The following is a 14,632-nucleotide window of genomic DNA, read 5'->3' on the forward strand; positions in this document are numbered from 1 at the left end:
GCTCCTAGTATTTCTAGGAGCATTTTTTTTGCAATAGGAACCAAAAACTATTCACAATTTATAGAAACAACTATTTTTTTTTAATTTTTAAGGAACGATAACTTTCCTTGTACTACTTGTTCCATTGTCTAAAAGAACTTTAACTATTAGAATCTGTTGTTTTATAAAAGAATTGGTTATTTGAAAGTAGGCATCATTTATAGAATCTTTATGCCAGATTCTTTTTCCTGAAATATCATAAATAGTGATCTCATCGATTAAATTATCTAAAGAATTTATTTTCAAAAAATCATTTTGAAAACTAATAATCAATCTGTTATCAGGTTTTACAACCTCATTAAGATCTAGTGTTTTATCTGTATATCGAAGGATAAATCGATCATTAAAAGTTCCTATTGCCGTTTCGAAATTATAATTAGCTTTCTTTAAATCAAAAATAACATTAGTTAACTTATCTTCTAAGAAGACTGATTTGTGTAACAAAATACCATCTATCTGATCAATACTAATTGTAAACAAACCCGCAATAGTAATTCGATATCCTATAAAAACCAAATCATCTTCATCAAAGGGCAAAGCTCTTCCTTGAATTACTAAATTCTTATCTTGACTAATACTATAAAAATCTAGATATTGATTCCCATTGAAACTTTCTCCATCAAAGGAAGAGTCATATTCATTTGTAGCTCCAGAACTATATCCTATTAAAGCTTGCTTAAAGAGGCCTTCTTTATTTGATAAATTCAACCAAATACGATGTTTTTCAAGTTGATTTATTTTAGATTTCTTATCCCCTTTGGATTTGAAAAAAGAGGCATTCTGATCAATCACACGCATACTATTATTAAAAATGACGTTTTTACCGCTACTAATACTTGTTGTAAAAAACGCTTGTCCAGAAGCAATTTTGCCGTCAGGCTTAGTGTTGTTTAATCCTAAATTGATAGCGGCTCTGGTTGCTACACCACCCAATCTATTATAAACCGCATAATCACTAGAAGTATATTCATTATTAGTAATTGGTGTGTTATGAGTCCATAAATAAATAGTTCCATCCAGAACTTCAGAGTTGACTGCTAGGAATACATCTGCATCAATTGCAGAAGGGTAAGGATTTCCCAAGAGATTTGAAGTATTATTCGATCCAACTGATATTAAAAATTCTCCATTATTTGGAATACCTAAAAACTGAGCCTTGTAAATAGCCGGATCTATTGTAGAAAAATCTTCAGGACCTCGAATTATATATCCTTTACCCTGTTTCATTACTTGAGATGGCAACTCAGTGAACCAATCATTTGTCGCAGCATCAAAAGAGTAGAATTTTTCCGAAAGCGTATTTGGAGATAGATCAATTAATTTTTGACTAAACACGGGCGATGACCAATAACTATAATCCGTACTTACAACAGCAGTAGTTTCTCTTTCTAGATTCATAACTCCCGTATTTACAATCTCATCATCCGATTGATAAAGGGACGCATTATTTTCTAAATGCAAAATTCCAAGACCCGAAAAATCAAAAGTAAGAGCTAAAGTATTACCCTTTTTAACGGTAACTTTATGTCCTGAAGCTATTGCGCATAAACAGGAATTAACAGTTGCTGTAATGTTGTAATCAGAATTAAAATGCAATTCCTTTCCTACCGAAGGTGGTCCGTTACTCCATGAAACTCCATCCCAAATAGAACTATTATTACACAATTTAAGTCTAGCGATGCGATGTTTGGTTAATCCAGAAACCGAATTAAAATTTCCTCCAATAATTACTTTTGCATCAGGAGTAAAACAAATACTGAATAATGTACTATTTAAGTCCGCTATAAAACTAGGATCATGACCACCGTCTGATAGTAATCTTAATAGGCGTTTGACTGGTTTCCCATTGAAGGTGCCGGAAAATGTACCACCTATTAATAAGCGATTGTCTGGCTGAACTAAAATAGATCTAATTTCACCGTTACTAAAACCGGAACCGATTTGAAAACTACTATCTAACCCACCATTGCTATTTAATCTTACAATCCTTTTAACTGCATTCCCATTATAATTTAAAAAAGAGCCTCCAATAATAATTTTATTATCAGGAAGCATCGCCAATGAGTAAACATTTTTGTCAAAACCTGAACCAACAGAAAAACCCAAATCAACACTTCCATCAGTATTTAAACAAACCAACTTGTTTTTAGAAAACCCATTGTAATTTGAGAATCGACCTCCTAAAAGTATTTTCCCATCAGGCTGTATTAAAACGGTTTCTACTATAGCATCAGCACCTAAACCAGTATTAAAAGTTGCATCAATAGCCCCATTAGCCAATAATCGAACAATTCTGTTGGCAACACTACCGTTATAACTTGTAAAATTACCTCCAACAATAATTTTTCCATCACTTTGCAAGGCCAATGCATACACTTGATTATTAAATCCAGTACCAATTGTAAAACTCTGATCAGCAGAACCATCAGCTAAAACACGAGCAATTCGATTATTTAAAAAACCGTTATAGCTAAGAAAGCTTCCTGCAAAAAGAATTTTATTATCAGGTTGTATTACTGCAGCTCTAATACTATTACCAGCACCAATGCCGTTTGAATTAAAGGTTAAATCTATTGTGCCATCCTCTAATAATCGAGCAATTCTATTGGCGACAGCGCCATTAAACTTAGTAAAATTTCCAAAAATCATGGTTTTATTATCCGATAACGAAATAATTTTTAAAACAGAATTATCAAAACCAACTCCAGCTGTTAAATAGCCAATATCTAATGTGCCGTTATTATCAATCTTAGCCAATCTTCCTTGATTTTGAGAATCAAACACTAAAAAAGAACCACCTATATACCAATTACCGCTTGCATCTGATGCTAAAGTTAATATAGTAGCCGTAGCAGGACCAGTACTAATATCAAATGTTGGAACAATGCTACCATTAGAATCTAAGTACACTAACCTATTAACATCAGTTCCATTATAAAAAGAATGAAATGAACCGCCAACCATAATAGAGCCATTATTACCTAATTTTATAAAGTAAACACCTCCGTCACTAAACCCTGTTCCTATATTGAAAGAAGCATCTATACTACCATCATTATTTAATCGAATTATCTTATGGGCAGAAACAGCATTATAGTTTAGAAAATCACCTCCAACTAGAATTTTACCATCTGTTTGAAGGGCAAGAGTTCTCACAGTATCATCAAAACCCGAACCATTACTAAAACTAGAATCAAAAGAACCATTGCTATTTAATCTAATAATTCTGCCACAAGCAGTTCCATTAAAAACAGTAAAAGAACCCGCAATTAGTATTTTACCATCGGACTGAATTTGAATAGCATCCACTAAACCATTGGCGCCAGTTCCCGTTGCAAATGAAGTGTCAAGAGTACCATTTGGCAAAATCCTAGCAATTTTATTTACAGCAACACCATTATATTTTGCAAAACTACCTACAACAACTATACTCCCATCGATTTGCATAGCAATAGCATGAATTATTCCAGAGTTTGCTGCTACTGCTGTATCAAAAGTAAGATCTTGAGAACCATCAGAATTCAGCCGAACTAACTTTCCGATAACCGAACCATTATACAAAGTAAAAGAACCTCCAATTATTATTTTCCCATCAGACTGTATCAACGAAGAATATACATTTGCATTAAAACTACTTCCTAATAAGAACAAAGTATCTTTACTCCCGTCCGGAAATAAGCGGCATAAATAAGGCGTTGGAGCACCATTAAAGTTTAGAAATTCCCCTCCTACAATTAGTTTTCCATCCGATTGCAGCGAAACCGTTCGAACCACTCCATCAAATCCATCACCTAACAAGCCACTATCATAAGTATTAAAAGCTGCATCAGATTTTCCTTGTTGCGAATAACCAACTGTTGACATCAAAAAACCAAATGCAATGCCGAATAAAAGTAGTTTTGTTTTCAAATCTAGATGATTTTAAGGTTTCTATTAAAAATAGCCAAACAGAAAATATTTCCTATTTTAAATAAAAATAACAAGAAAACAAAAAATACACAATACCCACATTTAGTGATATTTACAAAAAATTAAATACTACTTAGACTATTAAAAAAACAAATAGCAACTCAATTCCTATAAAAAAAAATCAGGAATTAAGTCAATCATTTAATATTAACCAAATTTGATTAAAGGTTAAAAAAAAATCCCATTCTGTTTAGATCAGAATGGGATATATTTAATAATTTAAAGACTTGTATTAGTTTTAAAAGGCTATTTTTTTAGTGATTACTTTATCACTACTTAAAGTTACTTTTACAATTCCAACTTGTTTGCTTAAACCAATAGTTGAAGAACGGAATTCAGTCTCATTAAGCAGTTCTTTATCCAAGACTTTTTTACCTAATAAATCAAAAACAGTTACTCTTTTAATTGTTTCGATTTCCGATTTTATTTTTAATTCCTTTTTATCTTTAGAAATAATCACTTGATCATTCAACAAATCAAAATCAACATTTCCTAAAATTTTATTGGTGTAACGTAACACAAACCGGTCATTAAAAACTCCAGCTTCTGAAGTAAATGTGTAAGCACCTTTTTTCAAATCATGAACTACGTTTAACATTTTATCTTCAATAAAGATATTTTGAGATTCGATAGCACCATCAACTTGATCGATATCAATACTCATAGTTACTTTTTCTTTACTTCTGTATCCTAGAGGAACAACATCACTTGCCTCAAATGGCAAAGCCCTACCCTGAATTGCAAAGTTTGTTTCTTGGTTTATACTATAGAAGTCTGCAAGTTCATTTCCATCAAAAGTCTCTCCATCATAACCATTATCATATTCATTTGTAGCTCCAGTAATATAACCCACTAATAACTGCTTAAAAGCACCTTCATCACTATAAAGATTCAACCAAAGTCGATTCTTTTCGATAGAAGTAGTTTTTTTTGATTTTGTAGTGGCTGTCTTAAAAAACTGAGTATTAGTACCTGTATTTCCTTTTACTCCCACTCGCATACTATTGGTAAATTTAATAATATTAGACTCAGGCGAAAGTTTAGTATTCGCAAAAAACCCTTGCCCTGCAGCAATTTTTCCGTTAGGTATAAAAGGATTATTAAGCGATTTATCTGGATCGCTAGGAGCAGCTTTCGCAGTTGCTGTACCACCAGTTAAGTTGTATGTAGCATAATCGTCCCCAGAGTAGGCATATAAACCAGAACCTGGCTTACTAACTCCTATACCAACTTGCGTTTTGTGTGTCCAGAAATAAAGAGTTCCATCTAACACATCTCTATTATCAATTAAAAATTGATCTGCATCTAATGCCGAAGGATATGGATTTCCAACAAGATAGGACTTCCCTTCAAAAACATTAGGAATAGAGTACGCACCATTATTTGGAGTACCTTCAAAAGTAACTTGTAAAAAACTAAGAGGATTTGCATTGATTGGTCCAGGACCTCTAATGCTATAACCACGTGTAGGAATCATTTCATTAGACATTGATTCACTTTGCCAATATTGGTTTACAGCATCTACATAAAATGAATCAAAATAAGTTCCTTCAAGATTAGCTGGTTGGTATTCCATTCCTCCAGTACCTCCTAATTTTGATTGCGCTACTGGCGAAGACCAATAGGTAAAATCAGTATTTCTAACCCCAGTATTGGTTACTCTTACATATTTTATTTTACCATAATTGATGGCTGCATCGTTAATCTGTACTAGACTTCCTGTATCTTCTATGGTCAATAAAGCTCCTACCGTATTTAAACCGTTTGTAAGTGTTAAGGTATGACCTGAATTGATGGTGACATTTTTTCCCGGATTAACTTTACAGTCACACCCTACTATATTTCCTGAAGAAGAATAATTGGACGCAAAAACAATACTCTGCTCAATGGTTGGCGGACCATTAGTCCATCCATTGTTGTATGTTGCCACTAGAGGCAATGCTTTTATGAAAACACTAACTGATGGTGATGAACTACAACTTCCATTTGAAACGGTAAAAGTGTAATTTGTATTAGGATTTAAACCACTTACTGTAGTAGTTGCAGTAGACCCCGAAGTTCCTAGTAAATTTGCTGTGGCAGGAATTGTAGTTATGGTCCAAGAACCTGTTGGTAAACCAGTCAGCTCAACACTTCCTGTTTTAATTAGACAATCAGGATGAGTGGTTAATTTAATAACTGGTGCATTGGGAGTTGGTTTTGCAGCAACAATTTCCACTGAATTACTAGTAGAAAAGCCTAAAGCATCAGAGTAATTCAACTTATAAATATCTGAATCTAAACCAGCCCTGTTCATAGTTGTTGCTCCATCAGACCAAGTTACATTCAAAATATCTACATCTATAAAATTAGCATTACTTACTCCGCGAAGATCTACGTATTTAGAATAAACTAAATTATTATTTCCGTTGAATAGCTCTAATAACATGTTTTGACCTCTTGCTTGACAACAATCTTCTCGATTATAAATCCTAATTCTATTTAGATTTTTTACCGCTTTCAAATCTACCTTTATCCATTCATCAATACTTGCTGTTTTACTGTGCCAAATTGAACTATTATTATTATCAATAGTTTTCATTGGACCAAAACCACTAATGTTATCTTGATAAACACTACTTGCTGTTGCATCAGCTCCATTTGAAGCTAAAGCAACATTAACATTTGTGAATATCTCATAAGCCTGAATCTCTGCCACTTGTTGGTAAGCATCAGAACTTGCATATTTTTGTGTTAATTTGATATAACGTACATTCGTAAGTCCACCGCTAAGAGAAACATTGATTTTACCGTCATTATCTATAGAACAATTCTCATCAGTTTTAACTAAATTAATTAATGGATTTTGTGATATAACTGTAACTGCAAGACTTTTAGTAATACTATTATTTGCAGCACAACCATTGGAAGCATATACTGAGATATTACCATTTTCGCCTAAAGAACCTGAGGTAACAGTTATGCTATTAGTGTTTGCTCCAGATGTAATTATCCAACCAGCAGGAACTGTCCAATTATAAGTTATAGCATTAGGAATTATTGCAACACTATAAATCAAACCTGAAGTATTTTGAGTTGCTGTATTTGAGCCGTTAATTAGAGGCGTAACCAATTTAGAGCCACCACTTGTGGTAATTTTGACTGAAGCAGTGGGAAAATCACAAGATGCAGCATTACTTGCAAAAGCTTTCAAAAATCTTCGATAATATTTTATTACAGTGCCGGTTGTTGTAATTGGTTTTGGTGTATAATCTTCCGTATTAGCCCCATTAATATCCTTAAAACTAACATCGTCATCAGACACTTGCCACTGGTATGTGGTGTTAGAACCTCCCCCACATGTAGTAAGTGCCGTTCCATCAATTTTACCAGGTGAAATTTCGCTACATATTTTTATATCCTTTGAACTAGTAATAACATTCGAAGAACCATCTAAAGCAGTTAAACTTAACGATACTGTATTCTGACCACCATTTTCATAATAATCCAAAACAATAGTACTGTTTCCATTTAATCGTATTAAATTATTACAAAAAGAAGTACTCTGTTGATCTTTCCATTTATCTAAAACTAAAACATTATCAATATAAACTCTGACTCCGTCATCTCCACTCACATTTAAGAAATAGCATCCTGATTTTGTAGATTTCATGCGATAACGCACTGCAAAAGTCTCAGTCTGAATACTAGATCTTAATACCTCATCAGAAAGCACATTGAAACAATTATTATCTCCGCCAAAATTTTCATTAATACTCTCGGTCGGAATATTGTAATAACCAACATAATTAGTAGTTATAAACGGACCTGAAACTGAAGGAGTAGTGGGTGAAACTCCTCCTGGAGGTGCACTTCCTGTCCAATTATAAACGTGACCAATCCATTTATCTACTCCTGATTTAGTTTGATCATCTTGTGTATTTCCTATACTATTTAAAGTAAGTGTTAAAGCGCCACTTACAGTATTAGCATCATTATTGCAGTCACCTCTTGAAAGTAATATTTTAATCTGACCTGAAAAAGGGGAAACCCAATTTGAAATTGTTGTACCAGAAACGTTACTTGCATAACCACTTAATCCTAAATTAGAATTATTAGAAGCATTAAATAATGTTAAATTTTCGTTTCCGGGAAAAATATCTCCTACAGAAAAAGTGTAACGGAACCCTTTTACTACATCTACTAAAGCATACTCACCAGCTTTAACATTTCCAGTTGTGTATGAATTATTTTTATCTACACAAAAAGTATAAGTACCCACTGATTTATCTACTGAAGGATAAGAACATTGAGAATGAATCGAAATAATATTTAAAAAAAATAAAACTAAAAAAAGTAATTTTTTAATCATGAGCAAAATTTTATATATTGGGCTAAATAATCAATATTTGAGCCGTATTTTTTGTTTAAAAACTATAAAGACGGTCAATCACGCAATATAGTCTGCCGTTTTAAATAAAAAGAAATCTAATCGACTAAGAGCTGATTTACCCGTTGAAATACATTTTTTGGATTTATTACTTTTGGTTAAAATCACCAAACTATTCCAGTAAAAATAAGTGTTGAGAAAAAAATTAGTACCCGTTTACTCTTTGCAGTGATAAGGATTGAAGTGAATTGAAAAGAATTCTTATTATTACATTCTTTTTCCAGCTTTTTTATACTAAAAAATAATTTTATTAATCCCTATAGTGCATCGATAGATTTATTTTTGAAATAGTATTTTTGCTCTCAATACAGATTTAAAAAAATGGGGTCTACCTATAAAAATTTAGACATGAAAGATGTTTTTACCATAAAAGAAGCTTTATCCAAAATAGAACATTTTTGTGCCTATCAAGAAAGGTGTCATGAGGAAGTGATTCAAAAACTTTACAGCATGAAAATGGATTCTAAGGAAATCGACACGATTTTAGTTCAACTTATATCAGACAATTTCCTTAATGAAGAACGCTTTGCTTGCAGTTTTGCTAGAGGAAAACACCGCATCAAGCAATGGGGGAAAATTAGAATTACAAACGAATTAAAGTTTAAAAAGATAAATCAAACATTAATAAACACAGCACTTAAAGAAATAAGTGCAGAAGAATACCTAGTTACTTTTCACACATTAGCCGAAAAAAATTGGCAATCTATTCGAGAAACAAACACTCTTAAAAAGAAGAAAAAGTTCTGTGACTACTTACTTAGAAAAGGTTTTGAAAGCCATTTAATTTACGATAAAGTAAAAGAATTAGAAACAGATTCAAAACAATAAAATCCTAAATACTACAAGGACAACAAAATACTCACCGCATTTCCTCCAAAACCTACAGCATTGATTAATACTTTTTTTATGGGTTTAGTTTTTATTTGTTCGCTTAAGAAAGGAATTCCAATAAAAATGTCCTTCTGCATCATCATGATAGCAAGTTCCATGCTCAGTATTCCAGAGGCCCCAAAAGTGTGACCAATTTTCCATTTATTACTGGTTAAAAGTGGCAATTGGTCACCAAAAACTATTTCTATAGCTCGGTATTCTGTCAAATCGCCTTTTACTGTTCCTGGCGCATGCATCACTATTACATCTACGTCTGATAAAGAGGTGTTTTGCAAAGCCATTTTCATCGATTTCTGAAAACAAGTTGCCTCTGCAGAAATTGAAATGTTATGCTCTAAGATTTCAGTCGCATACCCTATTCCTTCTATGTAAGCCAAAGCATTTTCCTTTTTTCCAAATTCAATACAACACACTCCAGCACCTTCACCAAGAATCATAGTACTCTGTTTCTTTTCTAAATCTAAGGCTCGATTTGGCCATTGAATAGTTTCATTAGCTGCATTTTCGTGATTTGAGTAAATCTTCAAAGCGCGCATTTGAGCGATAGTAAAATCAGTTAATGGCGCTTCACTTCCACCTACCATAAACTTATCTGCCATACCAGCTCGAAGCCAGGCTACACCATTTAGAACGGAGTGCAAAGCAGTAGAACAAGTTATAGAATGAGATATTTCAGGTCCTGCACTTTGCAAGTCGTGTGCTACCCATGAAGAAATGTTCCCCAAAGTGGTCGTAGGAGAAGCTAGCGTTTGAGCTTTTCCAGTTGCTACATATTCGCGATAATGTTTTTCAAATAAGTCAGTGGCACCACGAGAAGAACCTATATTAATACCAAAAGTATCTTCCTGCGCCCAACCTGCAGTAGCCATCGCTTTTCTAGAAACTAACATCGCATACAAAACAGATTTATCTAAAGATTTGTATTTATTATCCGATTGTCTTAATGAATCTATCAACAAATTAGAATCATTATCTAAACCGGCAACTACCGTTTTTTTATGGTCTAAATTCTGAGCCGTAAAAAAATGCTGTTCTCGAAGGTAATTTTCCCAAATCTTTATAGGTTCAGTACCTAATGCTGAAATAGAATTGATAGCAGTTATAGAAATAGTTTGTAACAAAATATTAAATTTATTTGCAGAAATTGCGATATTATTTTAAAAATAGCTTAATCATAAAACAGAATAATTCGTTCAAATTTCTAATGTTGTTTCCACTAAATTTTAAACGGAATAAATTGAATTAAACGGATTCTAAAGCATTTTGAATTACTTGATATATTCTATCCAATTGTTTTTCAGAAATAATGTAAGGTGGTAAAATGTAAACAATATTACCAACCGGTCTTAGAATTACGCCATTTTCGATAAAAAAATTATATAGTTTATTACGCAATGTTCCGTAATAACTTTCGCTGCTCTCTGTTTTTATTTCTAATGCAAAAATAACTCCCAAAACCCTTGTTGTCAAAACTCTAGGATGATTTGCTATCTTTTTTTGAAATGCCAAATGACTCTTGTTTACTCGCAGCAGATTAGCTTGCATTTCTGAAGTTTGCAACAGCTCCAAACTAGCCAAAGCAGCAGCGCAGCCGGTAGGATTTGCAGTGAAAGTATGGCCATGAAACAAAGCTTTATTGATATCTTCATCATAAAAAGCATCAAAAATATCCTGAGTAAAAGTGGTAATTGCCATAGGAATTGTACCTCCGGTAAGCGCTTTAGACAAGCACATCATATCTGGCATTTCAACTTGATAATCCATTGCAAATGTTTTACCTGTTTTACCAAAACCAGTCATTACTTCATCAGCAATTGTAAGTACATTGTTGACACGACATATTCGAATAAGCTCATCTAGAGCTTCTGGCTCATACATAACCATTCCAGCAGCTCCTTGCACAAGCGGTTCAAAGATAAAACCAGCACAATTATGGCTCTGAATCACATTTTTCAAGGTCTCAAAACTTTCTTGTTCTTGACCTTTTACAGGAACTGGAATTCGTATCACATCTATAAACATACCTTGAAAAGCCTGCGTGTAAAATGAAATTCCACTAGCAGCCATTGCTGCAAATGTATCTCCATGAAAAGCATTTTCAAAAGCAATAATGGTAGTTTTCTTTTCTCCTTTATTAAAAAAATATTGTAATGCAACTTTTATCGCTACTTCAACTGCTGTAGAACCGTTGTCTGAAAAAAATATTTTCTGTTGATTTTTAGGTAAAATTTCAATAAGCTTTTCAGCCAAAACTATAGCGGGTTCATGCGTAAATCCTCCAAAGAGAACATGTTCTAAAGTTGTAAGTTGTTTGTAAATCGCATCAGCAATGAACTTATTGGAGTGCCCAAAGGGATTCACCCACCAAGATGCTATAGCATCTATATATTCTTTGTCATTTTCATCCCACAGCAAAGCTCCTTCTCCCTTTTTGATGGCGATTGGTAAAGCAGCTGTTTTGTGTTGGGTATATGGATGCCAAAGATGTTGACTATCTCTTTCTATTAAACTCATTCTATTAAAATTATAAGATTTTTAATTTCATTTGCGTTCAAATAAAATTAGTTGAGAATTCTATAACTACTATTCGAGTCTTAGTAAATTCTCTTTAAAAATAGCAGCATAATATTGAATTACATTTTGATCAAAATAAGGCTCTTCTTCAATTCTACCAATAAATGTTAACCCTGTTTTAAACAAAATAACCGATTCTGATGCTTTATTTTCTTGACCATTAAAAATAATACCCGCTACTTTAATATTTCTATTTTGTAGAGCTTCAATAGTTAGTAAAGTGTGATTAATACTTCCCAGATAATGACGCGAAACAACTATGACTTTATAATCTGGCTGAATTAAATCAACTATAGTATCACGATTATTTATAGGAACAAAAATTCCTCCTGCACCTTCTATCACTAAATGATTTTGAGTCTCCGGTACAATTATGTTATTTAAATCAATTGTAATTCCATCTAATTCTGCGGCTAAATGAGGACTTGCGGGTGTATTTAAAGCGTAACTATTTTCAAAAAAATGAGTTTTTTTGTTGGATACATAGCGCTTTATTTTATGAGTGTCTGAGTTTTCTAAATCTCCCGCTTGAATCGGTTTCCAATAATCAGCTTCTAATGCTTCCGTTATAATCGCCGAGGCAATCGTTTTGCCTACATCAGTTCCTATTCCAGTTATAAATAGTTTCATTTTTTATTTATTTGAGTACAAAAATAAAAAACCCATCGTTAAGATGGGCGATTTATTATTCTTCTTTTAGTTCGTCTAAAACTTGACGTATTTGTTTGGCGTATTTACCATAAAATCTATTGACCCAAACCTCCAGTGCAATACCCATAGAAAGAAAACTAAAAACCACAATCGAAAAAACACCTATCATCTGAAAATTAGTGATTTCGGAAGTTAAAAAGCCTGGCGCTTTTGAAAACTTATAATATAAAAAACCTATTAGCGACAAAATTATAAAAGGTATTAAAGCAAATCCAAAGGTTTTATACAATTCCATATTCAACCTAATATCGAAATACGTTTCATACAAATTATCTTTAGTTTTCATTGTAATAGCACTAATTCTTACATAAAACAAGTATAATTTTACCAGATAATAAATGCATATTGCTAGAAACAGACTAAAAAAGAGATAAAACAAAGGAATTAATTCTTTAGGAAAATCATATATTAGGGGCACAAATCCTGTAAAAACAATTGATAGTATTTGATAAAAAAACTCCTTTTTTAAATTTTTTCTAATTTTATCCAAAGGGGTATTAGCGGCTTCTATTTTTTTTAAATTAGTTGGAAGAACGACATTATCTGTCTTTTCGTTATTCCATTGTTTTTGTATGTCATTAAAATCCATATCCTTGATTTTTTATAATTTCTTTTAATTTTTCTTTTGCTCTGTTTAATTTTACTCTGGCATTCCCTTCTGAAATTCCCAAGTTCTCACCAATTTCTTTGTGTGAGAATCCTTCTAACTGATAGAAAATAATAGCTTTATCAATTTTTTCTAACTTTTGAACTGCTTTATAAAAATGATCTAATTGACTTTCCTTAATATCAGAATCTGTCTCTTCCTCTTTTATATTATCAGATGGAATTTCATATTTATCTACTTTTCTTTTTTCTTTCTTTAAAAAAACAATAGCGGTATTAATTGCCACACGATACATCCATGTTGAAAATTGGCTTTCATTACGGAACGAATCGTATGACTTCCAGAGCTGACAAACAATCTCCTGAAATAAATCTTGCTGATCATCAGGTTTATCCATGTACATCTTAGAAACTTTATACAAAATTCCTTTATGCTTTTCAATGCGGGTCAAAAACTCCTTCTCTTTTTCTTTCAAAACAAAACTATTTCATTATTGGATTCACAACATATCCCGCTTTTCTAAGCAAATTAATTATACCAAAACCACCTGCTAAATGCGCGGCACCAACCGCCACAAAAACTGCCTTTTTATCGATTAGTTTAGGCAAAATCTTCACCCAATTTTGATTTCTAATGTCTAGCATTTGTTCTTTGGTATGTTGATTCATTTGTTGTTTATCTACCATTTTATCATACATCAAACTTATGTTTTCGTTTTTATAGTCATCCACTAGTTTTGACATGTTATTTTGTGTTATTTCTCCAAGCATCGCAATCATCTCGTCGTTTGTATAAGCACCATCAATGATGGCTAACTGAGACTTTACCGTTTCAAAACCTTTGATTTCTATATTATTCTTTTTAGCCAATTTCATAAATTCCATTTCATACAACTTGAAATCACTACAACCAAAGGCTTTCATGCTAACCAAACTCATTACTGCGGTTAAACTAAAACCATTCACTTGGTCAATGTTCATACCTGCCGTATTTTTCAGTATTTGATCTAATTTAAATAATTGATTAGGATTTAATATTTTGTTTAACGACTCTTTGCCCATTGCCATTTTTTGCATGTCTTGAATCTCTTTAGCATCTGATAAGTTAATTTCTAAAATTAATTCCTCTGAATTTGCAAAAGCTTTTTTTACTTTTTCAGATAGAAAATAATCTTCTGCACATATCATATGAATCGTTCCATAGAGATAGGAAGGTTTCGTTAAGCCATTACCAGTAATTTCCCAAAGTAAAGAATTTTCAGAAGTAGAAGAAGAAGAAGAAGTTGTTTGTTGTGCATTACTTATTGCACTAATTAAAATTGTAAGAACTACAATAGTTGCTTTAAATAAATTTTTCATGATTGTGATTGATTAAGTTGTTGATTGATTTTTTTGATGATTAAAACTCCTAAA

At 32.4% G+C, this 14,632-nt stretch carries 9 protein-coding genes; 1 reads left to right on the plus strand and 8 read right to left on the minus strand.

Going from position 1 to position 14,632, the window contains the following annotated elements:
* Window positions 1-87: 87 nt before the first annotated feature.
* Window positions 88-3,948: a T9SS sorting signal type C domain-containing protein gene (locus MW871_RS00405; RefSeq protein WP_248427200.1), complete on the minus strand. Its 3,861-nt coding sequence runs from the start codon at window positions 3,946-3,948 to the stop codon at window positions 88-90.
* A 298-nt stretch (window positions 3,949-4,246) separates the two neighbouring features.
* Window positions 4,247-8,359 carry a T9SS sorting signal type C domain-containing protein gene (locus tag MW871_RS00410; RefSeq protein WP_248427201.1) on the minus strand — a complete coding sequence of 1,371 codons (4,113 nt, stop codon included), beginning with the start codon at window positions 8,357-8,359 and terminating at the stop codon, window positions 4,247-4,249.
* Between the two features lie 399 nt (window positions 8,360-8,758).
* On the opposite strand from MW871_RS00410, the gene MW871_RS00415 reads away from it, so the two are divergent.
* The gene (locus MW871_RS00415) at window positions 8,759-9,265 is read left to right on the plus strand and encodes a regulatory protein RecX (protein WP_427854608.1); all 507 of its coding nucleotides are present in this window, start codon (window positions 8,759-8,761) and stop codon (window positions 9,263-9,265) included.
* 11 nt (window positions 9,266-9,276) lie between these two features.
* Here the strand turns inward: MW871_RS00415 and MW871_RS00420 are convergent, their stop codons facing one another.
* From MW871_RS00420 to MW871_RS00445, 6 genes are all read right to left on the minus strand, one after another.
* The gene (locus MW871_RS00420) at window positions 9,277-10,449 is read right to left on the minus strand and encodes a beta-ketoacyl synthase N-terminal-like domain-containing protein (protein WP_248427202.1); all 1,173 of its coding nucleotides are present in this window, start codon (window positions 10,447-10,449) and stop codon (window positions 9,277-9,279) included.
* Window positions 10,450-10,570: 121 nt separating this feature from the next.
* Window positions 10,571-11,842 (minus strand): adenosylmethionine--8-amino-7-oxononanoate transaminase, encoded by a 1,272-nt coding sequence (gene bioA, locus MW871_RS00425; RefSeq protein ID WP_248427203.1) that lies wholly within the window; start codon window positions 11,840-11,842, stop codon window positions 10,571-10,573.
* Window positions 11,843-11,911: 69 nt separating this feature from the next.
* Window positions 11,912-12,532 (minus strand): dethiobiotin synthase, encoded by a 621-nt coding sequence (gene bioD / locus MW871_RS00430; RefSeq protein WP_188049137.1) that lies wholly within the window; start codon window positions 12,530-12,532, stop codon window positions 11,912-11,914.
* Window positions 12,533-12,587: 55 nt separating this feature from the next.
* Window positions 12,588-13,202, minus strand: a complete 615-nt coding sequence (locus MW871_RS00435; protein WP_248427204.1) for a hypothetical protein — start codon at window positions 13,200-13,202, stop codon at window positions 12,588-12,590.
* Window positions 13,192-13,695 carry an RNA polymerase sigma factor gene (locus tag MW871_RS00440; protein ID WP_188049139.1) on the minus strand — a complete coding sequence of 168 codons (504 nt, stop codon included), beginning with the start codon at window positions 13,693-13,695 and terminating at the stop codon, window positions 13,192-13,194. Before MW871_RS00440 ends, MW871_RS00435 begins: the two co-directional genes overlap by 11 nt.
* Before the next feature lie 7 nt (window positions 13,696-13,702).
* On the minus strand, window positions 13,703-14,578 hold the full coding sequence (locus MW871_RS00445) for a TraB/GumN family protein (protein WP_248427205.1): 876 nt from the start codon (window positions 14,576-14,578) through the stop codon (window positions 13,703-13,705).
* Between the last annotated feature and the right edge of the window lie 54 nt (window positions 14,579-14,632).

This window comes from Flavobacterium pygoscelis (assembly GCF_023162025.1).
GTDB classification, from domain to species: domain Bacteria; phylum Bacteroidota; class Bacteroidia; order Flavobacteriales; family Flavobacteriaceae; genus Flavobacterium; species Flavobacterium pygoscelis.

Excerpts from the sequence above, each read along its gene's own strand:
- bioA (WP_248427203.1), bottom strand. The coding sequence starts at position 11,842 with ATGAGTTTAATAGAAAGAGATAGTCAACATCTTTGGCATCCATATACC.
- MW871_RS00445 (WP_248427205.1), bottom strand. The coding sequence starts at position 14,578 with ATGAAAAATTTATTTAAAGCAACTATTGTAGTTCTTACAATTTTAATT.
- MW871_RS00410 (WP_248427201.1), bottom strand. The coding sequence starts at position 8,359 with ATGATTAAAAAATTACTTTTTTTAGTTTTATTTTTTTTAAATATTATT.
- MW871_RS00435 (WP_248427204.1), bottom strand. The coding sequence starts at position 13,202 with ATGGATTTTAATGACATACAAAAACAATGGAATAACGAAAAGACAGAT.
- MW871_RS00415 (WP_427854608.1), top strand. The coding sequence starts at position 8,759 with ATGGGGTCTACCTATAAAAATTTAGACATGAAAGATGTTTTTACCATA.
- bioD (WP_188049137.1), bottom strand. The coding sequence starts at position 12,532 with ATGAAACTATTTATAACTGGAATAGGAACTGATGTAGGCAAAACGATT.